Raw genomic sequence first — 22,833 nt, 5'->3', positions numbered from 1 at the left:
AATATATTGAATTGGAGAAACGCTAAGTGAATAGCGAAAATTGTAAAAAAATACTATTTGGTGAAGGTAACTTAACAATTGAAGACATTGTTAATGTATCTAAATCACAAGATCCTGTTGCACTTTCTCAAGCAGAAGATTTTAAAGAACGCATCGACGCTGGCGTACGTTTCTTAGATAAAATATTAAAAGAAGAAGGTCACATATACGGCGTCACAACAGGTTATGGCGATTCAGTTATGTTTGAAGTGCCGTTAGATCTCGTTGAAGAATTACCTATGCACCTTACACGTTTTCATGGCTGTGGTTTAGGTGACTTTTTTACGCCAGAACAATCACGCGCTATTTTAGCTACTCGTTTAGCTTCATTGTCTCGTGGATATTCAGGCGTTAGCTGGAACTTGCTCGACTTATTAGTTGAGTTACTTAATCGTAATATTTTGCCTGTTATTCCTGAAGAAGGCTCAGTAGGCGCCAGTGGTGACTTAACACCACTTTCTTATGTTGCAGGTACCTTAATTGGCGAAAGAGACACCTACTACAAAGGTGAAATAGTTCAGGCCAGTGAAGCGTTTGAAAAAGAAGGTTTAAAGCCGATTAAACTAAGACCTAAAGAAGGTCTAGCTGTAATGAATGGTACAGCCGTAATGACAGCTCTAGCTTGTACTGCGTATAAACGTGCTGAGTATGCTACTAAGTTAATGGCTCGAATTACGGCACTTTCGAGCTTAGCGTTAAAAGGTAACAGTAACCATTTTGACGATATTTTATTTAGTGTAAAACCGCATCCAGGTCAAAACCAAATAGCTAAGTGGATACAAACAGATTTAAACCACAATACGCATCCACGTAATTCTCATCGGTTACAAGATCGTTATTCAATTCGTTGTGCACCACATGTTATTGGCGTATTGGCTGATAGCTTACCTTGGTTACGTACCATGATAGAAAACGAGTTAAACAGCGCAAACGATAATCCGATTATTGATGGCATTGGCGAGCATATTTTACACGGTGGTCATTTCTATGGTGGTCATATTGCTATGGCAATGGATTCAATGAAAAACTGTGTTGCTAATTTAGCTGATTTAGCTGATAGACAAATTGCTACGCTTGTTGATATAAAAATGAATCATGGTTTACCACCCAACCTTACTGGGGCTACAGGCGACAGAAGACATATCAATCATGGTTTTAAAGCCATTCAAATTGGTTGTTCTGCTTGGACGGCTGAAGCGCTGAAGTTGACCATGCCTGCAAGTGTATTTTCACGCTCTACTGAATGTCACAATCAAGATAAAGTCAGCATGGGAACCATAGCTGCACGCGATTGTTTACGTATATTACAACTGACTGAACAAGTATTAGCAGCAACGCTTTTAGCTTCAGTACAAGGTATTAGACTTCGTATTATTAATAACGAATTATCTAAAGACTCTTTAACTGATGATGTAGCGGCTATGGTTGATGATGTTTCCAGTTTCTTTGAATTACTTGAAGAAGATCGTCCAACAGACAAGTTACTAAGAAAAACTATCTCATATATCCAAGAAGAACGCTGGAACCTTTATGAGGCAAGTTAAGGGCTTACTTACGGTATCAACAGAGATAGACGTACAATTTTATGATGTTGATGCCATGAGAGTGGTTTGGCATGGTAATTACGTTAAGTACATGGAAGAAGCTCGATGTTATTTACTACGTGCTTTTGACTATGATTACAACGATATGGAAGACTCTGGCTACGTATGGCCGGTTGTTGATATGCGCCTTAAATACGTTAAACCCGCTCGTTTTGGTAGTAAAATACGTGTTGAAGCAACTTTAGTTGAGTATGAATCACGTTTGAAAATTTCATACCGCATATTTGACACTGAATCAGGTGAAACATTAACTAAAGCGTATACCGTGCAAGTTGCTGTTGATATGACAACGAATGAAATGCAGTACGAGTCGCCTGCTGTACTTATAGAAAAACTGGCACCATATATTAAAAATGACTAAATTACTTTCTCGTTTATTGGCTTGCTGTTTAGCGCTTTTGGTTTTCACTCAGGTAAATGCCAAAGAGCTTATTGACGACTTCAAAATAGAAGAAGGCGTTGCTACTTTTACGCAAGAAAAGAAGTTTTCCTTTTTATCTACGCCTATTAAATCAAGCGGTCTTTTTAAAGTTTATAAGCATAATATTCTTTGGCAGGTAAACAGTCCTGTATTTTCAAAGTTATTAATTATTGATAATGAAATTTGGCAATTTATAGAACCTAATAATAGCGAAGTAAAAACGAAAGACGGTATTGCCAATCATTATCGGAAAATGGTGACACACGCCAGCATCGAAACACTCATCCAAACGGTTTTTACTGGCACTATAAATGAAGAGCAGTGGGACACAACAGTAAAAAGCGAGCAATGCTTATTGTTACAACCCAAAGATACTTTATTAGCTCAAGCGATTAGCTTATTAGAGTTATGCCTTGGTGAAGAAGAAGGCGAACGAGAAGTTTTAATTACCGATACGCAAAAAAACACCACTAAAATAGTGCTCACTCAAACAAAAAACAGCTTATCAGATGAAGATATTAATGAATTTAACATCCATTAATAAACTGTATGTTTGGTGTGTTCAATGCATTATCTTTGTCGTAATTTTATTGTACTTAGCGGCTAATCAACCCGTAAGTATAAATGCTAATTTAACTGCTTTATTCGATAATAATACGAATGATGATTGGAAAGCTATTCAGCAACAATTTAATACTGGCGCTAGTACAAAACAAATTTATTTGATCGGACATAGCAGTCTAGACATAGCTAAAGAGGCCGCTAATACTTTTGTTAATCAAGCCGGAAATATTGATGGTATCGATAGCGTAACAGGGAAATTATCAAACATTCCCAATCAAAGTATGATGATAAATAGCTACAGTGGTTTTGAACAACAGTTATTATTACCTGCTTTTCGAGATGCAATAACGCATCAAGATCTCGAAAAAATATTTAAAATAGAATTTGAGTTGATCAATCAAATAGGTGAGCAATTGGTGGCTCAAACTATTGAAAAAGATCCTACCTTATCTTTTGCTCATTTTCTTAATCGTTCGCCGTTCCCTCAAAATAAAATCAATATAACGTCAGACGGTTATTTAACTGTGCCTCATAACAATCTTGTGTATAATTTAGTAACCATTAGCACCAAAGAAGGGGCGTTAAATGTTAATAAAGCCAAGTCTATTGTTGAGTCGTTAAACGCAATACCATTAACACCTGAAGTTGACTATGTAAGAACCGGTGGTATTTTTTATAGCGACGAAGCAAGCCGCAGTGCAGAAAGTGAAATGAAACTACTAGGCGGGCTTTCTATTATAGCCACCTTGTTTTTAATTTTTATCTCTTACCGACGTTTTTCTGTTGTTATTAGTACGTTATTTCTCATTTCAATCAGCATTTTATATGGTTTTATTGGGTTAAATATCTTCTTTAAAGAAGTTAACTTACTCACCATGATCTTTGCTATTACCTTAGTTGGTATTGCGGTCGATTATAGTTTTCACAGTTTTACTGAATTACAACGGATTAAGGCAACGCAGCGTTCACCTTTATCTACTATTCGAATGTCGCTAGTATTAAGTTTTATTACCACAACCTTAGGTTATACCTTGCTTGTGGTGGTGCCAATTGTTCTGTTCAAACAAATAGCTGTGTTTACTGTATTTGGTTTACTTGGCGCTTTATTAACCGTGTTGTTGGTGTATCCGTACCTTCATCAAAAGTTTGATTTTAGCCGTCAAAAGCCTCTTGTTTTTTATGCTAAAGCCAACCGATTGCATCAAAAGCTATTCAACCTAAACGTTAAAGTGAGCATTGCTGCTGTATGTATTATTGCAGCCTTGTGTATTACCAGCTTATTTAATATCAGCTTTGTTGATAATCCTAAGTCTTTTTATCGTGTGTCAGACGCTTTATCGAATAGCGAAGTGAAAGTTAAAGAAATACTCGGACAAAAATTTGATAATCAATATCTGTTAGTTAAAGGCGATAGTGCTCAAACCTTATTAGAAAACGAAGAACAGCTATTACCTTTATTGAATCAATTAAAATCAACACAAGTAATTGGTAGCTATCAAGCAATTTCTCAATGGTTACCTTCTATTGAGCGCCAAAAGAAAGACAATCAATTACTCGTTAATGCGGGCAATAATCAATACTTTAGTCAGTTCTCATCATTACTGGGTTTAAACGCCAATAAAGTTGATATAGCCACACAATATTTAACGCCTGAAAGCTGGTTTGAAACGCCTTTAGGTAAAACCTATCAATCTATGCTGATTAAAGACGCAGAGTCTTATTACTCTATTATTCGTTTTTCAAATATTACCGATGTAGCGGTTTTATCGGCAACCTTTGCTGAATTAAAACAAAGCGTTTTTGTTGATACGTTAGCCGATACAGAAAAAGAATTATCAGTATTTAGAGAAGTATTATTGATGATTTTTGCTATTGCGTTTTTAACCGCGTTTATCGTATTTATCTTTCGTTATGGTTGGAAACGAGCATGTGTTGGAGTTTTAGTTCCGGTATTTGCTTTTACAATTGCTATTGCGTTAAGTCAGTTATTTCAAGGTTATATCAATTTATTTAATGTGGCGGCAGGGCTTGTTGTTTTAGCTTTAGGACTTGATTATTCAGTATTTTATGCTGAACATGGTTTTTCACAATCTATAACTCAAACCACCTTAATGTCTGCATTAAGTTCAATATTTGTGTTTGCTATGTTAGGTTTTAGTGCAACACCTGCTATTGCTAGTTTCGGACAAACTGTTTTTATAGGTATTGTTATTACCTTTTTATTTTCACCCATTATCACTAAAGTACACGGATTTGAATCAAGGAAAAAACGTAAAAATGACTGAAGTTGAGAAGTGTGATGTTGTCATCATAGGCGCAGGACCATCAGGTGTTGTTGCTGCTAGTATTCTTGTTCAAAAAGGCTGGAATGTTATCGTTGTTGAAAAAGAAACGTTCCCAAGGTTTTCAATAGGCGAAAGCTTATTACCTTATTGTATGAGCTTTCTTGAAGAAGCTGACATGTTAGATACCTTTATTGAACATGCTGATGAACTCGGTTTTCAATTTAAAAACGGTGCAGCTTTTTATCGAAACGGTGAGCATTCTAGTTTTGATTTTAATAAAAAGTTTAGTGAAGGGCATGGTACAACCTACCAAGTTAAACGTGCTTTGTTTGATAAGTTACTATCAGACCGAGCGCAAGAAATAGGTACCGACATTCGCTTTGAACAAGAAGTTAAAGGTATTAGTTTTACTAAAGAATACGCCACGTTAAATCTTGTTAAAAACGAACAGAAAAGCGAAATACAAGCAAAGTTTGTATTAGACGCAAGTGGCTTTGGCCGTGTTTTACCCAAATTGTTGTCTTTAGAGTTACCGAGTACGTTATCGAATAGAAGAGCACTTTTTTGTCATATGCAAGACGGCATAACTGATGAAAATTACGATCGTAATAAAATACTGATCACCGTGCATCCAGATAATAATGATATTTGGTTTTGGTTGATCCCATTTTCAGATGGTACATGTAGCTTTGGTGTTGTTGGTGATGTTGATTATTTTAATGCGAATAGTCATTTGAGTGGTGAAGAGCTGCTTGATGTATTTATTAGCCAAGAACCTTATCTTGCCAAGCTACTTAAAAACCATAAAAAAACAATCAAAGTAAACGCTTTGCAAGGCTATTCATCTGATGTAACAAGTTTATACGGTGATAAATTTGCTCTACTTGGAAACGCAGGTGAATTTTTAGATCCTATTTTTTCATCAGGCGTAACTATCGCGATGAAGTCAGCTTCTTTAGCGGCTAATACGCTTGATCGTCAATTACAAGGCGAGTCGGTTTGTTGGCAAGCAGATTTCAGCGAGCCGTTAAAATGTGGGATAGAAGTTTTTAAGCATTTTGTTATGTCTTGGTACGATACTCACTTACAAAATGTGATTTTTTTCCAAGAAGATGACAACGACGTAAAAAGAATGATTTGTTCAATATTAGCTGGTTACGCATGGGACGAAACGAATCCTTATGTGGCTAAAACAGAGCGACGTTTAGCCGCTTTAGTTGATATTTGTAACGACGAGAATAAAGACTAGTGAAGCTGTTATTTGCAATTAAGCCGTTTGCCTTGAGTATGTTTGTATTCATGTTGTTAAATGGCTGCGCAAACTTAGTTAGTAACAATCAAGTTAACGGTGATTTTTACACTTTACAAACAGTACCCGCTCATTTAGTGGATACAGCCGTGTTAGAATCGTTAGTTTTTAAAAATAAACAAACTCAAAAGTTACTGACACAAATAGAATTTCATGAACAACGCTTAAATATGGTGGCGATGACTTATAGCGGTTTACCAATTATTCAAGCCAAATGGCAATATGATAGTGGCTTAGTTGAACTGGTAAGCACACAGTTTAATGATGAGGTTGTACTGCGTATTATTCGCGATATTCAATGGGTAAAATGGCCTGTTGATACAATAAAGCAAGGTCTTTCAAAAGGATATACTCTTATTGAATCGACTGAAAATAGTGAACAAGTGCGAGAAATTAAAAATCAAAACAAGGTGTTAGTTAAAATAACATACACATCAAAACATATTGTTTTACAAAACATAGCTGAACAATATGAGTTAGTAATAGAGCAATTAAATGACAAATAAAAAAGCGGAAACGATTTTTTTAAGTGAATTTTCTTTAGTTAATGCTTTAGGAAATAACAATAAAGATATCCAAAAAAACATGTTCGAAGGTGTCAGAACAGGTCTTGTTGAACGCGAAGGTTTATTAAACGAAGGACGCTTATTTGTGGGTGAAGTTAACGCTGAACTGCCTTCATTAAGTACCAAAAAACCTTATTTTAATACGCGTAATAATCAACTCGCTAAATTAGCGTTATTCGCGTTAGAAAACGAAATTAATGACGTAAAATCATCAACGCCCACTCATCGTATAGGGGTTATTGTTGGCACCAGCACTTCAGGTATAGCTGAAGGCGAACAAGCGATTGTTGAAAAAAATGCCAGCGGTGAGTTTTCTAAAAACTACGACTACCGCATGCAAGAAATGTTTAACTTAGCTGAATTTATTAGTGAAGAGTTAAGTATCGACGGTCCAGCTTATACAATTTCTACCGCCTGTTCGTCTAGCGCGAAAGCTTTTATTACCGCAAAAGAATTAATACATGCGGGTATTATCGATGCTGCAATAGTTGGTGGTGTTGATTCTTTATGTGGAATGACCGTAAATGGTTTTACTGCTTTAGACTCGACTTCTACAGGGGTATGTCAGCCATCTAGCGCCAACAGAAACGGCATTAACTTAGGAGAAGCTGCCGCATTATGTGTACTTAGAAAAGACAAAGGTCACATTAAATTATTAGGCTGCGGTGAATCAAGCGATGCACATCACATGTCAGCACCTCATCCTGAAGGTGAGGGCGCTATTTCAGCCATGCAACAAACTTTAGCTGAAGCTAACTTAAATGCTAGTGATGTCGATTATATCAACTTACACGGCACAGCAACCAAGAAAAACGACTCAATGGAAGCCATAGCGGTAGATAAAGTGTTTGGTACTCAAACGCCATGCAGTTCAGTAAAAGGCATGATAGGTCATACCTTAGGTGCTGCCGGTGCAACTGAAATTGGTTTATGCTGGTTAATGTTACAAGCCGAAAATACCTTGTATATTCCACACTGCTGGGACGAGTCGAAAGATGAAGAATTACCTAACATCGCATTAACTACCGTAGGGCAAAACAAAGGCTCAGCGTTTACAGCATGTTTGTCTAACTCTTTTGCCTTTGGCGGAAATAACGTGAGTGTTCTCATTGGAAAATAATATGAAAAACTTTAGCATTGAAGAAGTACTGCCTCATGCAGAGCCGATGATCCTGCTTGATGAGCTTATTTCATTTGAAGCTGAGTCTGGCACTTGTTGCCACACTATAACAGAGTCGAGTTTATTGTATAACGACGCTTTGCAAGGAGTACCAAGTTACGTGGGCATAGAATATATGGCTCAAAGTATTGCCGCTTACGCTAATGCGAATGAAATTAGTCAGGGTAGAGCGGTTGAAATTGGCTTTTTAGTAAGTTCAAGAAAATACAAATGCGATTATTCTGTTTTTACAAAAGGCATGAAACTTATTGTGAAAGTAGATAAATTGTATAGTGATGAATCAGGTTTAAGCGCGTTTGATTGTTGTATTTCAGAAAATGATAAGCCATTAGCAACAGCAAGAATTAATGTATTTCAGCCTAACGATCCTGCTAAATTTTTAGCCGAACAGTTATAACAATTTAAGAGAAAAATGTAATAAAGTTAAATTACATGAATAAGAGGTTTATTTTTAAATGAAACGTGTTGTTGTTACCGGAATGTCGGCTATTACGTCCCTTGGTCATAATTGGGAAGACTTTGAAGCGAATTTACGTAAGAAAAAAAATGCCGTAAAAATAGATGAATCGCTAAAAGCTATTAAGGGTTTATATACACACTTATCAGCCCCAATAGAAGATTTTGAACGTCCGGCTCATTATAAAAGAAAACAAATTCGCTCAATGGGGCGCATTTCATTAATGGCAACCAGCGCAACTGAAAAGGCCTTAATAGATGCTAATTTATTAGACGATAAATACCTGAAATCTGGCCGTATGGGTATCGCTTACGGTTCTTCTTCTGGTTCAAGTGAACCTATGGTTGCCTTTGGCGACTTAATAAAGTCGGGCGATATGAACGGTATTAACGCTACCAGTTATATCAAAATGATGAGCCACACTACGGCTGTTAACGTAGGGGTGTTCTTCGGAATTTCGGGGCGTATGTATACAACAAGCTCAGCTTGTACTTCTAGCTCTCAAGCTATCGGTTATGCCTACGAAGCTATAAAATTTGGTAAACAAGAAATGATGGTTGCTGGCGGAGGTGAAGAATTTTGTCCTACCCAAGTCGTTGTGTTTGACACATTATATGCAACCTCAACGAAAAATGATGATCCTAAAAACAGCCCAAGACCTTTCGATAAAGACAGAGATGGCCTTGTTATTGGTGAAGGCGCTTGTACACTTATTCTTGAAGAATACGAGCATGCCGTAAACCGTGGCGCAACTATTTACGCTGAAGTGGTGGGCTATGGTACCAACTCAGACGGCGTTCATGTTACACAACCGACTAAAGAAACCATGGCGGTAGCTATTACCGAATCTCTTCAAGACGCAGGTATACAGGCATCTGAAATTGGTTATGTAAACGCACACGGAACAGCAACCGACAGAGGCGATATAGCAGAAACACACGCAACTGAAATGGCCGTAACATCTAACGTACCGATTAGTTCATTAAAAAGCTATTTAGGCCATACATTAGGTGCTTGTGGTGCTATTGAATCATGGGCGTGCATTTCAATGATGAACAATGGTTGGTTTGCTCCAACATTAAACTTAGATAACGTTGATCCCGAATGTGGGAATTTAGACTACATAACAGGCGATGGACGAGAAATAGATACCCAATACGTAATGAGTAATAACTTTGCTTTTGGTGGTATCAATACTTCGCTTATTTTTAAAAAGTTTACACAATAACATTCAACGGAAAATATATGAAAAACGTATTAGCAGAAGCTCACGTACCTGAATCAGCTTTTGGTAAATGGTTTCTTAGAAGTAATACATGGACAGACTATGTTCTAGAAGTTGCGCTAGAAGACCTTACTCATTTGTTAAAAGATACACCTCGTACGTTTAATGTTATTGCTGATGTTGGCTGTGGTTATGGTCGTTCAATGAAAAAGCTGAACGACAGATATAGCCCCGAGCGATTAATTGCCATGGACATAGATCAGGAAATGCTAGACGAAACTAAAAAAGAAGTCGCTCTACATAACCTAAACAATGTTGAATATGTACGTTGCTCTAGCTCAATGATCAAGTTGGAAGATAATTCAGTGGATATGGTATTTTGCCATCAAACATTTCACCACTTAATTTACCAACCTGAAGCTTTAAAAGAGTTTTTACGTATTTTAAAACCCGGGGGAATATTCATGTTTGCTGAATCCACTAAACGTTATATTCACTCGTGGATCATCCGTTTACTGTTTCGCCATCCGATGAGCGTACAAAAAACAGCAGACGAATATTTAACGCTTATTAAAGATTCTGGTTTTACCGTTAACGATGAACAAATATCTTATCCTTTTCTTTGGTGGAGCCGAGAAGACTTAGCTATTGGCGAAAACTTATTTGGTATTAAACCACCACAAGAGCGTGAAGAAACCTTAATTAATTTGATCGCGATGAAGCCGTTATGATGGACACCACACCTTTTTTTGGCGATGTAAGCCACGTAATACAGCTCGCATTGGCTCCTGCTTTTCTATTAACAGGTATTGCCAGCATGCTGAATGTTATGACGGGGCGTCTTGCGCGTATTATTGATCGTGGGCGATATGTTGCCGATCAATTTGTTAAAGCTGAGCATGTTAATCTTAACTGTTATGAAGTAGAGCAGCATTATCTTGAGCGTCGTCGCTATTTAGCGAGTTCTGCTATTACAGCCTGTACGCTTTCAGCATTACTGGTTTGTTTGGTGATTGCGGTACTTTTTATAAAGGCTATTCTAGGTTTTGAAATAAAGTGGGTGGTTGGAACCCTTTTTATCTCGTCAATGCTTACTCTTACCGTAGGTTTGAGCTACTTTCTTCGAGAGGTTCATCTTGCTACTAAAACCGTTAGAATTGTGCTACCTAATAGGGTTAAAAACGAGAAAGACAGCACTGTTAGCTAAAACCCTACGTTAATTATTCCGTGCCAACTAAAGCTTCTGTTGCTTTGATGTACGCGGGTTAACGATACATTCATTGTGGTAGGTACATTACTAATAACTAAGGTGTTTTTGGTATATATATCTACTCCGTGAAGTTCTAGATCGCTTTCTTCTATATAACCTACCGATAAGCCTTTTAAATTTCCGCCCCACACATTAATACTTGATTTAAGCGATATAAAACTAAAGCCCTCTGGGTAATTTAGGCTTAAATTAGTAAAAGTGATTTTAGAGTTTTCAACAACTAATTGGCTAGCAGTAAAGTTGTCTATACTGCTCTTATGTTGGCAGTTTTTAATAGTGACGTTTAAATACGTTGCGTTATTTAACAAATCAGTCGTTTGACCTTTATCACAATCTATAGTGATACTTTGATTGTAAACTGTAGTTTTATTGATGTTTTTAGTACTTTTAGCCCCATTTTGTATGAAGTTATGAATACTGTTGGCCACTTGTATTGGGAATTGTTTTTGTGGAGAGTGGCCTGCTGTTTCATAAATTTCAATAGATTGTGTTTTTAATAAATAGCTGAGTAACTTGGTTACTTGTACGGGCATGACTTGATCTTTTCCGCCCCAAATAATATGGGTAGGAGGTGCTGGTTTTCTCATTAACTTCGTTAGATTTTCGTCCAGTACAGCAATAGCTGAAATATAAGTACTGTTGTTTTCTAATAGGTATTTTCTACCTGCGTCACTTAATAAAACTTTGCTTGGATCAGGAATTAATTTATTAACGGTATTAATTAAGCCTTTTAGTAAGGGGGCTTCGTGTTCTGTTAATTGTATTTTATCAAGCGCGTAATTATTGGCGATATATTGGCTGTAAGAAAATTTATTAATAAAGCCAGCCGCATCTATTAAAATAAGTTTTTCTGCTAATTCAGGGTGTTTGAGCGACAATTGAACACTGATATTTCCTCCCATTGAATGGCCAATAACAATATTACGTTTACCTACTAATTTAGGGAGTACTTCGTATAAGGCTTGAGCATACTTGCTGGGGGAAAAGTTATTTTTAGGACTTTGCGATTGGCCATAACCGGGCAGGTCGGGAATAAATAACTGATAATGTTGCGAGAGCTGCTTAACGATTTTTTTAAAATCTTCAGCTGAGCCACCCACACCATGAATTAAGGTTAACGAGGGCGTATTCCATTTAGTCTGCGATTTATAAAAGACAATGTTTGAGTTGAAGGTTTTTGAATAAGCTTCAACTTTTTCCATATTATAAGCTTTGTACCAATCGCTTCCGTAGCTGGGACTTGAAGCAGTAAGAGAAAATAAAATAAAGGCTAATGAAGCAATAATGCTGGTAATAAATATAATTTTTCGTTTTGCAATATGTGTTGGTAATGAGTTTTTTAACACAATAAAAGCTGTCCTTTTATGTTTTATTATTAGTAAGCTAAATTGTTCTAGCTAAGTGTAGTGCGTCTTCAATCGCTTTTTGTGCATCAAGCTTTTGCGCATTTAAAGCGCCACCAATAATATGAATGTTGTCAGCTGAAATGCTTTTAGCTATTACATCAACAATACTGTTATTTTCTGTTTGGCCAGCGCAAATAATAATAGTGTCTACGTCTAGCACTCTGGCTTTTGTTCTAATGTTGATGTGTAAGCCGTTGTCGTCAACTTTGTTATAAGTTACGCCGGAAAGCATGGACACGTGTTTTTCTTTTAAAGAGGTTCGGTGTATCCAGCCTGTAGTTTTACCTAAACTTGCTCCTGGTTTTCTAATTTTTCGTTGCAGCATATAAACGTTTCTTACTGAGTTTTTATGGTTAGCCGCTTTTACACCACCTTTATTTTGTAGTGACAGATCTATGCCCCAAGTATCAGTAAATTCTGCTATTTCTTTCTCTGAATTTGTTACGGTATTTTGCGCTGAGTTGCTTGTGTCTGTTAAATATTCTGCAACATCAAAGGCTATGCCTCCAGCGCCTACAATAGCAACACTTTTACCCGCGGTTATTTTTCCTGAAAGAATATCTTGATACGACACCACTTTGTTATGGCTAGAACCTTCAAACGTTGGCTGGTTAGGCGTTGTTCCTGTGGCAATAACAACGTCATCATAAATACTTAAATCGTGAGCTTTTAATTCGGTATTTAAATGAATACGTACTTTGTGCTGAGCTAATTGATATTCAAAATAACGTAAGGTGTGGTTAAAGTCTGATTTGCCCGGAATTTGTTTCGCGAGGTTGAATTGCCCACCTATTTTATCGGTCGCTTCAAACAAAGTAACTTCGTGACCACGCGTTGCTGCATATAACGAAAACGCCATACCGGCAGGACCAGCACCAATTACAGCTAATTTTTTAGGAGTAAGAGAGGGGACGAGTTTAAATTCTTCTTCATGTGCTGCAAAAGGGTTAACTAAACAGGTCGCAACCTTATTTTCGAAAATATGATCTAAACAGGCTTGATTACAAGCAATACAGGTATTGATTGCTTCTGGTATTTGGTTTTTAGTTTTTTGTACAAAGTGGCTATCGGCCAATAAAGGGCGAGCCATAGACACCATGTCTGCCCAGTTGTTTTCTAATATATTTTCGGCCAACTCTGGCGTATTTATACGATTACTCGCCACCACAGGAACAGATACATTATCTTTAATGTATTGGCTTACACTGGCAAATGTTCCTGAAGGCACCATGCTGGCAATAGTAGGGACTCTTGATTCATGCCAACCAATACCTGTATTTATTATGGTTGCACCTGCAGCTTCTATTGCCTGAGCAAGTTCAATCACTTCGGCTAGCGAGCTGCCTTGTTCGACTAAATCGAGTACCGATAGGCGATAAATAATAATAAAATTGGTGCCGACTCTTGCTCTTATATTTTTTACTATTTGTACCGCAAACTGTATGCGGTTTTGGTAACTTCCACCCCATTTGTCGCTTCGAGTATTGGTTGAGCTAACAATAAACTGGTTAATTAAATAACCTTCAGAGCCCATAATTTCAACACCATCGTAACCAGAATCTTGCGCGAGAACAGCGGTATGAACAAAGTCATTAATTTGTTGTTCAACATCGCTACTCGATAATGCTTTTGGTGTTAATGGAATAATAGGTGATTGAATGGCAGAAGGTGCAACAATTTGTTTTTGATAAGCGTATCGACCTGCATGCAGTATTTGCATACATATTTTGCCATCTTCAGCATGTACAGCACGGGTAATAAGTTGATGATTTACTACGTCGCTTTTATCGTTCATTATCGCGCGGTTGGGCGCTAATCTACCTTCGGGGTTTGGAGAAATACCACCCGTAATAATCAAGCCTACGTCACCTTGTGCTCTTAATGCATAAAAAGCGGCTAAACGGTTAAAACCATTGGGCGCTTCTTCTAAATTGGTATGCATAGATCCCATTAAAACTCTGTTTTTTAATTGAGTAAAACCTAAATCTAATGGTGTTAATAAGCGTGAATACATTCGTATGAGTAGAGCCAAGTAGAAATTAATGCACTATTTTAGCAAGTGCATAGGTGCAAGCAATCATAAATATGATTAATTAGTAAAATATAAGGAGATAGGCGTATCAGATTAAATGAAACGCCTAGTACTATTACTCAAGCTAGTTAAGAATGGCTACGTTAATAAATACAATGGTTAATAAAATAGGGCAGCAATAACGTAAATAATTGCCCCATAAGGCTAGCCATTTACTGTGATTTTGTTGGTTTGTTGCTACGAGTTTATTACCGCGTTTCCATAACCAGCCCACCACTATAAAATAAAACAAACAGCTTAACGGTTGTAAAATGGTAGTAAGTACCTGTATTACTAAGCCGAACAAGGTGTCAAAAAAAGCGATAATCAATAAACTTGCCGAAAGCACTACAAGTGAAACAAGCCATGTTGCACTGTTTCTTGATTTACTTTTTTCTTCAACTAAATAAGACACGGGAACTTCAATAGACGAAATAGTTGAGGTAAGCGCAGCAATTGATAACAAAGAGAAAAATGCGAATGAAACAAATAAACCTATTGAACCCATGCTTGAAAATAGTTGAGGTAAAATATTAAATATTAATTGTCCTTCGCCAATTAATTTACCTTCATTAAATACCTCAAAACCTGCATGTTGAGCAACAAAAAGGGCAGGAATAATTAACAAGCCAGCCATAAAAGCAATAAACATATCTAACGAGGCGATCGAAAGCACTAGCTTGCCAATGTCATGATCTTTTTTCATGTACGAGCCATAAACCATCATGCCGCCAACACCAACAGACAATGAGAAAAAAGCTTGTCCCATGGCTGATACGATTAATGTAGGTTCCATAACTTGTGAAAAATCAGGTATTAAATAAACCTTTAAACCTTCTATTGCACCTGGCTGTTGTAAAATATAAACAATTAATCCAAGTAACATAACTAACAGTACTGGCATTAAGCGCGACGACCATTTTTCGATACCTGAGTTAATACCTTGATGAATAATGGCCGCGCCTAATAAAGAAAATATAGGGGTAAAAATTAAATTTCGTGTGGTGCTGGATGTTGATAACCATACTGATAAGTCAGAAAAATTAAGTAGTGCAGCAAGCGGAGATAAGGCATTAGCTAGCATCCAACCTGCTACAATGGTGTAAAAACTTAACATCATTACCGTACCGCATAAGCCGATAATCCCCATGTATTTACCCAAATTAGGCACTGAATCTTTACAGGCTTCTTTTAAAGCTCTTACAGGGTTTGATTGTGCTTGGTTACCTAAATAAATTTCGGCATAAAGGGCAGGTAAAGCGAAAAGTAGCGTAACAATAAGGTAAACGAATAAGAAAGCACCACCACCATTATTAGCCGCTTGAGTGGGAAACCCCCAAATATTACCTAAACCTATTGCTGAACCTGCTGCGGCAAGTACAAAACCTAAACGCGAATGAAAAAAGTCTCTTGATGATGTCATTAATTAATATAATTGATTGTTATTAGCTGAGGGAAAGCTTACCTACTAAAAGGAACTTTAAAAAGTTTTTTATCTTATAAATATATAGAACGGGCGCTTTTTCCAAAACAACATAGCTATAATCTGAAAGATTAACAGCCTTTAGCTAAGCGCTTTATTTATTGTTTTAATTTGTCCGTAGGCCTCTACATATAGAGGAAAAGAGTTTTGTAATTGTTGTCTGTGTTTAAGTTCAATTTTTTCGGTAACGCTCTGGAGCAAGGCATTTACATTTTTATTGGTTAAAGCATTAGAAGATCCTTCCGATTCTTCAGCTAATGTGTCCCATATTTTTATTTGGGCTTGTGAAGTGCCTGTATTGACTTTTTTGGTTAATTCAGTGGTGTTCATTAATCCATTTTTACTTTCAACAGCAAGAATATTTTCTATGGCATAAGTTTGTTCTGTTTCCGAGAGTGCAGGATCTACAACTGTAGCGAGTCTTTTGGTATTGTCACTAAATTCAATGTCGTATTGTGTCGCATTATATGGTTTGTTGATTAAATCATTAATATAGCTAAATACTGCAGATAGCTCATTGCTGTCAGACTCAGAAAGTAAGCTAAATAATTGCATTTTAGGCTCTCCTTTCATTAATGTTACGCTACTTATTAAGCCTTTAGCCGCCGATAAATCCATATCTGATAGGTGTTCATTAACGGTATTGAGTTCTGTTTTTGATAAGGCAGAGTCGAACATTAATTTACTATAATCACGTAATATATCTCCACCAGCATCACCTATAAGAGTGCCTGTAAAAATACTTCCTGCACCTGTTGTTATACCCCAATTGTTATATGTGTCTGTCGGCTTTTTATAATCATTAGCTTGAGTATTCAGCTGTGTCATTGTCTTAATAGCAGAGCCAAGTTCTCCACTTGTTAGCTTATTAAATTTTGAAATAGTTAACTCAACTTCATCACTGTTTCTACGCTCAAAATGAACAGATTCAGATATGCTATACATTAAATCAACAAACTCATTTAGTTCTTTATCTGATAATTTATCTGCAATATCTAACCAGTCTTGGCTAGGTTTCATATATTGCATTTTATCTTGTTGTTCAATACCTAACCTATCTGTCATAGTAAAATATTCGTCTATTTTAGCTTTACTGTTGAATTCGCCAAATTGATATTCACCTGTATCCATAAATAAAGTTATAGCAGCTTTTATCGGGCTATGTTTTTGGCCTAAATGCGACATATCGCGTTTAATATCGGTGGCAGAAGCTTTTTGGTTTTCGTTAGGCTTTAGATTGTAGGTAACTTCTTCTCCGTTAGCATTTTTAAACGTAACGGTATCTTCTTGTAGGATGTTTAATGTAGTAGGCTGCTGATTAGCTTGTTGTAGTATTTCTTTGGTTATTGTTGGTGTTTGATTAATAGCCGTGGTTTGAATTTTCATATTGAAAGTCCCTAATGATCCATATTTACCTAGTCATTATAGATATCGACTAGGTTATAAATTTCTTAAGTTACTTTGTATATTTATGTTTTATATTTAATTTTTTGCTACATTAGCGCCTACTTATTCATCTAACTCGAGTTAATTATTTGTTTTATTGGAGTATTAGCACATGAATAGCATAGATCTATTCGTAAAAAATTGGGGCAGTAAAAGTGCTATGGTTCCTATTAAAGCTGAAGATATTAACGAGCTGGAATCTAAACTTAATGCTTTTTTACCTGACTCATACAAGTATTTAATTTCGACTTATGGTTTAGTTCATACGCCAAATGTATTAACTAAAATTTGTGATTTAGGTTCTGATATTTCTGAAGTACAAGACTTTTTAAGTTTGGCAGATGTTTATTCGTTATCACAGCTATACGAAATGAGTGGCATGCAGAAAGGGCATATTTTGTTTGCGTCTGACTGTAAGGGCAATATGTTTTGTTTTAAGCAGACGGATTGTGTAAGCCAGCAAAAAGATGCGGCCGTTTGGTTTTTCGATCAAGGATTATGCAGCGTAACACAAGTATCAGACTCTTTTAGTGAATGGTTAGATAAGTTTAATGAGCTTTGAACACTTATAACAACTTTAATTTACCTGCAATCTATCTTGGATAGAGATACATAAAATAGACATATTAATAATGTAAAATACTTTCTTTATTCTCTATTGGATTAGGGTAATTGATCCCAATATATGTGTTTTGTTTGTTATTAGCCTGTAGAGGTCGAGTTGTATGCTTCAGTTTAAAATTATTCCCGTGACGGCTTTCCAGCAAAATTGTACACTTTTTTGGTGCGATGAAACCATGGAAGCTGCTGTTATTGATCCCGGCGGCGATTTCGCCTTAATTGAATCGGCAATTAGCGAAAATAATCTTAAACTCACCAAAGTATTATTAACTCATGCACATATAGATCATGCTGGGGCTACTCATAAAGTGGCTTCTTTCTATAATGTACCTATTGAAGGGCCACATAAAGAAGATCAATTTTGGATTGATTTAATTCCAGAACAAAAAGAACGTTTTGGTTTTAGTGATGCTGATTTTTTTAAGACAGACCGCTGGTTAAATCAAAATGATATCGTTACTTTTGGCAACATTGAGCTTGAGGTTTATTTTTGTCCGGGTCATACGCCGGGTCATGTTATATTCTTCCATCGAGCATCAAAACTTGCACAAGTAGGTGATGTATTATTTAAAGGTTCTATTGGTAGAACGGACTTTCCAAGAGGGGATCACCCCACCTTAATACACTCAATTCGGAGTAACTTATTTCCATTGGGTGACGATGTACGCTTTATTCCTGGGCATGGACCTATGAGTACCTTTGGTGAAGAACGCCAAACTAACCCATATGTTGCTGATAGCGTAGTAAGCTAAAGTCTTTATTTATAAGCGGTAAACAAAGTGTATTATCGTTCATTTAACCCTATTCAATTTATTCTATTTAAATAAGCTAATTAAGAGAAAAACAGTGAAAGCCACACTATACGAAATACAAACTTTTTTGCATAAAATTAACTCAAGTAATGTTTTTCAATGGTCTATTATCGCCGTTATTATTATATCTGCGTTGTTGATTGGTGCTAAAACCCATAACTTGCCTGATGATGTTGTTACGATTTTGTCTATTTTAGATCACGGTATCACCATCTTTTTTGTTATTGAATTATCTATCCGTTTTATTACCTACAAAGATAAAAGAAACTTCTTTAAAAGCGGTTGGAATATATTCGACACCATTATTGTTATAGGTAGCTTGATCCCCGCAGGTGGTTCTGGCGTTTTACTCGCAAGGTTATTAAGAGTTTTCAGGGTATTACGTTTAGTGTCTATGGTGCCAGAGTTAAGGTTACTGATTAACGCACTACTTAAAGCAATCCCAAGAATGGGCTATATCGCTTTATTAATGTTTGTTATTTTTTATATTTACGCAGCTGTTGGTAGCATCATGTTTAGTGCTATTAACTCCGTGTTATGGGGCGATGTTTCTATTTCAATGTTAACACTTTTCAGAGTTGCAACATTTGAAGATTGGACCGATGTTATGTACGAAACCATGGCCGTACACCCCATGAGCTGGATTTATTATTTAAGCTTTATCTTTTTAACCGCCTTTATCTTTTTAAATATGATGGTAGGAACGGTTCTTGAAGTGATGGGTAAAGAGCATGAAAATTTTAGGGCCGAATCTCATGGTGAAACTGGTGAAGAAGGTCAGCCAGCCAGTAGGGCGCAAATAGATAAACTTGAAAAAGAATTAGCTGAAATTAAACAACTTTTACTCAATCAACAAAAAAACATAAGCAGTTAATATTTTTACTACTGAAGGTGGTCAATATGTTATATACCCGTTATCATTCAAGATGCAGGTTTCAGTGGGAACTAAAAATAATTTAGGCACAGATTTTACGTTCCAAACAAAATCTAAGTACATACATCCATGTATGCAAGGCATTAAGTTTACGTCATGGTTATTCCCTTACTAAAGTTAATAACGCGGCATAAATTGTTTTTAGACCCATCGAAGAAGCGCTTGAGCAAAATCACTTCTTCGTTAATGCTTTTTATAAGGGAACGACCATTATTACAAAACATTGCCTTGAATTGATATCGCTCAAGCACTCTGAAATAGCCTCTTGATTGGTAACGGGTATATGCTAACTTAAAAAAACTAAGGTATAGGCATGATTTTTAGGCAAACTGCGTATTTTTTTATTGGGCTACTTTATTTATTAAGTAGCTTAATACCTGGATACGCTTTTCAAAATGATCTTGAACAAAAGATTAATGAAATTGAAAAGATCAAAGATGTTGCCTCTGCCGTTCATCAATTAACTCTTCTTGAAAATAACGAAGAGCTTACTTCCATTCAAAAATGCAAAATACTTCATGCAAAAGCAATTACTTATTATTCTAAAGAGAAGTTCGACGAAGCGCTAAAGGCTTTTGAAAAAACTAAGTATTTTGCTTCTAGCAATAAATTAAATAAAGAAGAAGCACTGGCGAATAAATATATTGGTATTATTCATTACTTCCAAGGTAACAACCAAGAAGCGTTAGATTTTTATCAAAAATCATTAAAGTATTTTACCCAAGCAGACATGCCCGTAGAACATGCCAATTTACTTAATAATATCGCTTTAGTGTATGCCGCCATGGGCGATACGCTCAGCGCGCTAGATCAATATCAAAAAGCAGAACAACTTTATTTAAACTACGGAACCATTGAAGATCAAATCGATATTCGCGGCAATATTGCTGAGCTTTATTTACGACTTAAACTGCATGACTCCGCAATTACTTTATTGCTTGAAGTGTTAGAACAGAAACAGCTGCTTAACGATCAAGATGGTATTGCCACAACATATGCTGATTTAGGGGTTTCTTATAAACATGCTAAACAATATAAAAAAGCGCTTTATTACACAGAACAAGCCCTCAACTACTATCAAAAAAATAACCGAGATTATTATATAGCCGCTCAACTGAATAACCTTTCTGATTTGTATAATCAACAACTGGAAGCCGACCTTGCTATTAACTATGCCGAGGCTGCTATAGGTGTTGCTAAATTATCAAAAAATCAAAATGCCGAAGTAGGTGCTTTATATGAGTTAGCGGTTGGTTTATTTCATTTAGGTTATGTAGAGGAATCTTTAACGCAGTTAGATTTATCCCATGAAAAAGCCTTGAAAATGAATTATCAGCAGCAAATTAATAATAATTTAGCTTTATATTCATTGATTTACGCTTATCAAAAAAACAATAAAGAAGCGCTATCTACTCAACAAGATTATATTAACGAATTTTATAAACATACAAATGATCAAACCAACAAGCGCTTAGTGAGATACGAGTCGGAACAGTTAAAAGAAAAGGTAAGAAGCCTTGAACAAACAACAAAACTACAAGAGCTTGAAAGACAAAAACTCAATCAAGAACGTAATTTTACGATTGTAATTATTATCTTTATTTTTATTTCTGCGTTTTACCTTTATAGGCGTATAAAAGATATTCGTTCAAAAGGAGAGTTAGCTAAAAAAATCAAAATAAGAACCTTAGAATTAGTCGAGCTAACACAAGAACTACAGCTAGCTAATCAGGTGAAAAGTCAATTTTTAGCCAATATGAGCCATGAAATAAGAACGCCATTAACAGCAGTTATAGGGCAGTCTGAAGCTATATTAAGTGGTGAAATAAAAGGCGAATGTTTATCTAAAGAAGTTAAAGTTATTCATTCTAACAGTTTGCATGTATTAGACTTAATTAATAGCATTTTAGATTTAAGTAAAATAGAAGCAAATAAACTTGAGCTCGATTTACATCATCAAGATCTTCACGGTGTTTTTATCGAACTCATTAATATGTTTTTAGATCAAGCTAAATCAAAAGGCTTATCTTTTATTATTACTCATCGTTTACCTACGCCTTTTATTATTAAATTTGACGCTTTTAGATTAAAACAAATTTTAATTAACTTATGTGCTAATGCCATCAAATTTACTCAACATGGCTCAGTCGAATTAAGCGTTTATGTATCGAATAACCAATTGATATTTAAAGTTACTGATACCGGCATAGGAATGAGCGACACGCAAATACAAGATATATTCAAAAGCTTTACCCAAGGCGATAGCAGTATTAGCAGACGCTTTGGTGGTTCGGGGCTCGGCTTATCTTTGTCTAAGCAACTTGCGAGTATTATGCAGGGCGAAATTAAAGTAGAAAGCGAATTAAACGTTGGTAGCGTATTTTCGTTTATTTTACCTTGTGATTATAGTTTTGGGGTAGATGACAAATTTGAAATAACTCAAGTACTCGATCAACCTAAAATCAGTGATGACGTGAGCTGTAAAGGATTAGTGATTTTAGCTGACGACTATGAAGACAACTTACGTATTATTGAGCGTATTTTAACAACTATGGGGCTTGAAGTACTCACAGCTCTTAACGGTAAAGAAGCTGTTGAACACTATAAAAATAGTAAACCTAGTTTGATCCTACTTGATATTCAAATGCCTGAAATGGATGGTATAGAAGCCTTTAATGTATTAAGGCAGCAAGGCTGTGAAGTACCTATTGTTGCGCTAACGGCTAATGCGATGTCTCATGAAATTGATGAATATCTATCGCTAGGTTTTGATGGTCATCTGAAAAAACCTATTGAAAGGCAGCTATTTATTAACACCATAGTAAAATACTGCTGTGATTCGCACAAAGCCAAAGAACAAGAAGAAAAAGTATCAAATATAGATACTTCTGACCTTGTTGAGAGATTCCGCTCTAATTTAGTGCTAGAACAAGAAGACTTAATTTTACATCTTAAAAATAACGACAACGAAAAGCTCGCTAATTTAGCTCACCGTATTGCTGGGGCAGGGCAAATGTTTGGTTTTACCGAGCTATCAGAAAAAGCCATTGCCGTTGAATATGCTATTAAGCACGACCTGCCAGATATTCACGTTTTTACGCAGTATTTATTAAATGAAATTGATGCCGTGCTTTGGTAGA

At 36.1% G+C, this 22,833-nt stretch carries 19 protein-coding genes; 15 read left to right on the top strand and 4 right to left on the bottom strand.

What is annotated here, in order from left to right; translation table 11 throughout:
* The first annotated feature begins 26 nt into the window (after positions 1-26).
* The 11 genes from B0X80_RS05185 to B0X80_RS05135 are packed head-to-tail and all read left to right on the top strand — an operon-like array spanning position 27 to position 10,857.
* Positions 27-1,583 (top strand): HAL/PAL/TAL family ammonia-lyase, encoded by a 1,557-nt coding sequence (locus B0X80_RS05185; protein WP_077338726.1) that lies wholly within the window; start codon positions 27-29, stop codon positions 1,581-1,583.
* Complete coding sequence (locus B0X80_RS05180; RefSeq protein WP_076418920.1) at positions 1,570-2,004, top strand: acyl-CoA thioesterase; 435 nt, start codon at positions 1,570-1,572, stop codon at positions 2,002-2,004. Before B0X80_RS05185 ends, B0X80_RS05180 begins: the two co-directional genes overlap by 14 nt.
* Complete coding sequence (locus B0X80_RS05175; protein ID WP_077338725.1) at positions 1,997-2,605, top strand: hypothetical protein; 609 nt, start codon at positions 1,997-1,999, stop codon at positions 2,603-2,605. Before B0X80_RS05180 ends, B0X80_RS05175 begins: the two co-directional genes overlap by 8 nt.
* Entirely contained in the window at positions 2,586-4,913 is a 2,328-nt protein-coding gene (locus tag B0X80_RS05170; protein WP_077338724.1) for an MMPL family transporter, read from the top strand. Before B0X80_RS05175 ends, B0X80_RS05170 begins: the two co-directional genes overlap by 20 nt.
* The gene (locus tag B0X80_RS05165; protein ID WP_077338723.1) at positions 4,906-6,162 is read left to right on the top strand and encodes an NAD(P)/FAD-dependent oxidoreductase; all 1,257 of its coding nucleotides are present in this window, start codon (positions 4,906-4,908) and stop codon (positions 6,160-6,162) included. The genes B0X80_RS05170 and B0X80_RS05165 overlap by 8 nt, the downstream gene beginning before the upstream one ends.
* On the top strand, positions 6,162-6,728 hold the full coding sequence (locus B0X80_RS05160; protein ID WP_077338722.1) for a DUF3261 domain-containing protein: 567 nt from the start codon (positions 6,162-6,164) through the stop codon (positions 6,726-6,728). The genes B0X80_RS05165 and B0X80_RS05160 overlap by 1 nt, the downstream gene beginning before the upstream one ends.
* The gene (locus B0X80_RS05155; protein WP_077338721.1) at positions 6,718-7,908 is read left to right on the top strand and encodes a beta-ketoacyl-[acyl-carrier-protein] synthase family protein; all 1,191 of its coding nucleotides are present in this window, start codon (positions 6,718-6,720) and stop codon (positions 7,906-7,908) included. Before B0X80_RS05160 ends, B0X80_RS05155 begins: the two co-directional genes overlap by 11 nt.
* Before the next feature lies 1 nt (position 7,909).
* Complete coding sequence (locus tag B0X80_RS05150; protein ID WP_076418926.1) at positions 7,910-8,365, top strand: hotdog family protein; 456 nt, start codon at positions 7,910-7,912, stop codon at positions 8,363-8,365.
* Positions 8,366-8,423: 58 nt separating this feature from the next.
* The gene (locus B0X80_RS05145; protein ID WP_077338720.1) at positions 8,424-9,653 is read left to right on the top strand and encodes a beta-ketoacyl-ACP synthase; all 1,230 of its coding nucleotides are present in this window, start codon (positions 8,424-8,426) and stop codon (positions 9,651-9,653) included.
* A gap of 17 nt (positions 9,654-9,670) precedes the next feature.
* Positions 9,671-10,381 (top strand): class I SAM-dependent methyltransferase, encoded by a 711-nt coding sequence (locus B0X80_RS05140; RefSeq protein WP_077338719.1) that lies wholly within the window; start codon positions 9,671-9,673, stop codon positions 10,379-10,381.
* The gene (locus B0X80_RS05135; protein ID WP_077338718.1) at positions 10,378-10,857 is read left to right on the top strand and encodes a DUF2721 domain-containing protein; all 480 of its coding nucleotides are present in this window, start codon (positions 10,378-10,380) and stop codon (positions 10,855-10,857) included. Before B0X80_RS05140 ends, B0X80_RS05135 begins: the two co-directional genes overlap by 4 nt.
* On the opposite strand, the gene B0X80_RS05130 is transcribed toward B0X80_RS05135, so the two are convergent.
* The 4 genes from B0X80_RS05130 to B0X80_RS05115 form a co-directional block, all read right to left on the bottom strand.
* Complete coding sequence (locus tag B0X80_RS05130; protein ID WP_077338717.1) at positions 10,854-12,266, bottom strand: alpha/beta fold hydrolase; 1,413 nt, start codon at positions 12,264-12,266, stop codon at positions 10,854-10,856. The two genes, B0X80_RS05135 and B0X80_RS05130, sit on opposite strands and share 4 nt — an antisense overlap.
* A 37-nt stretch (positions 12,267-12,303) precedes the next feature.
* Positions 12,304-14,340: an NADPH-dependent 2,4-dienoyl-CoA reductase gene (locus B0X80_RS05125; RefSeq protein WP_175623877.1), complete on the bottom strand. Its 2,037-nt coding sequence runs from the start codon at positions 14,338-14,340 to the stop codon at positions 12,304-12,306.
* A gap of 142 nt (positions 14,341-14,482) precedes the next feature.
* Positions 14,483-15,820 (bottom strand): sodium-dependent transporter, encoded by a 1,338-nt coding sequence (locus B0X80_RS05120; RefSeq protein WP_077338716.1) that lies wholly within the window; start codon positions 15,818-15,820, stop codon positions 14,483-14,485.
* A 141-nt stretch (positions 15,821-15,961) separates the two neighbouring features.
* Positions 15,962-17,266: a hypothetical protein gene (locus tag B0X80_RS05115; protein ID WP_077338715.1), complete on the bottom strand. Its 1,305-nt coding sequence runs from the start codon at positions 17,264-17,266 to the stop codon at positions 15,962-15,964.
* 172 nt (positions 17,267-17,438) lie between these two features.
* Between B0X80_RS05115 and B0X80_RS05110 the strand changes: the two genes are divergently transcribed.
* The 4 genes from B0X80_RS05110 (at position 17,439) to B0X80_RS05095 (ending at position 22,832) form a co-directional block, all read left to right on the top strand.
* Positions 17,439-17,888: an SMI1/KNR4 family protein gene (locus B0X80_RS05110; RefSeq protein ID WP_077338714.1), complete on the top strand. Its 450-nt coding sequence runs from the start codon at positions 17,439-17,441 to the stop codon at positions 17,886-17,888.
* A 163-nt stretch (positions 17,889-18,051) separates the two neighbouring features.
* Positions 18,052-18,699, top strand: coding sequence for an MBL fold metallo-hydrolase (locus tag B0X80_RS05105; protein ID WP_077338713.1), 648 nt, complete (start codon positions 18,052-18,054; stop codon positions 18,697-18,699).
* 94 nt (positions 18,700-18,793) lie between these two features.
* Entirely contained in the window at positions 18,794-19,633 is an 840-nt protein-coding gene (locus B0X80_RS05100) for an ion transporter (RefSeq protein ID WP_245825394.1), read from the top strand.
* Between the two features lie 373 nt (positions 19,634-20,006).
* On the top strand, positions 20,007-22,832 hold the full coding sequence (locus B0X80_RS05095) for a response regulator (protein ID WP_077338712.1): 2,826 nt from the start codon (positions 20,007-20,009) through the stop codon (positions 22,830-22,832).
* Position 22,833: the final 1 nt, after the last annotated feature.

It is taken from the genome of Pseudocolwellia agarivorans, from assembly GCF_002000085.1.
GTDB lineage: Bacteria > Pseudomonadota > Gammaproteobacteria > Enterobacterales > Alteromonadaceae > Pseudocolwellia > Pseudocolwellia agarivorans.
This window is presented reverse-complemented; position numbering and strand designations above follow the sequence as displayed.

Coding starts and splice junctions, on each gene's coding strand:
- B0X80_RS05180 (WP_076418920.1), top strand. CDS start 1,570: ATGAGGCAAGTTAAGGGCTTACTTACGGTATCAACAGAGATAGACGTA.
- B0X80_RS05175 (WP_077338725.1), top strand. CDS start 1,997: ATGACTAAATTACTTTCTCGTTTATTGGCTTGCTGTTTAGCGCTTTTG.
- B0X80_RS05170 (WP_077338724.1), top strand. CDS start 2,586: ATGAATTTAACATCCATTAATAAACTGTATGTTTGGTGTGTTCAATGC.
- B0X80_RS05165 (WP_077338723.1), top strand. CDS start 4,906: ATGACTGAAGTTGAGAAGTGTGATGTTGTCATCATAGGCGCAGGACCA.
- B0X80_RS05155 (WP_077338721.1), top strand. CDS start 6,718: ATGACAAATAAAAAAGCGGAAACGATTTTTTTAAGTGAATTTTCTTTA.
- B0X80_RS05150 (WP_076418926.1), top strand. CDS start 7,910: ATGAAAAACTTTAGCATTGAAGAAGTACTGCCTCATGCAGAGCCGATG.
- B0X80_RS05145 (WP_077338720.1), top strand. CDS start 8,424: ATGAAACGTGTTGTTGTTACCGGAATGTCGGCTATTACGTCCCTTGGT.
- B0X80_RS05140 (WP_077338719.1), top strand. CDS start 9,671: ATGAAAAACGTATTAGCAGAAGCTCACGTACCTGAATCAGCTTTTGGT.
- B0X80_RS05135 (WP_077338718.1), top strand. CDS start 10,378: ATGATGGACACCACACCTTTTTTTGGCGATGTAAGCCACGTAATACAG.
- B0X80_RS05125 (WP_175623877.1), bottom strand. CDS start 14,340: ATGTATTCACGCTTATTAACACCATTAGATTTAGGTTTTACTCAATTA.
- B0X80_RS05120 (WP_077338716.1), bottom strand. CDS start 15,820: ATGACATCATCAAGAGACTTTTTTCATTCGCGTTTAGGTTTTGTACTT.
- B0X80_RS05115 (WP_077338715.1), bottom strand. CDS start 17,266: ATGAAAATTCAAACCACGGCTATTAATCAAACACCAACAATAACCAAA.
- B0X80_RS05110 (WP_077338714.1), top strand. CDS start 17,439: ATGAATAGCATAGATCTATTCGTAAAAAATTGGGGCAGTAAAAGTGCT.
- B0X80_RS05105 (WP_077338713.1), top strand. CDS start 18,052: ATGCTTCAGTTTAAAATTATTCCCGTGACGGCTTTCCAGCAAAATTGT.
- B0X80_RS05095 (WP_077338712.1), top strand. CDS start 20,007: ATGATTTTTAGGCAAACTGCGTATTTTTTTATTGGGCTACTTTATTTA.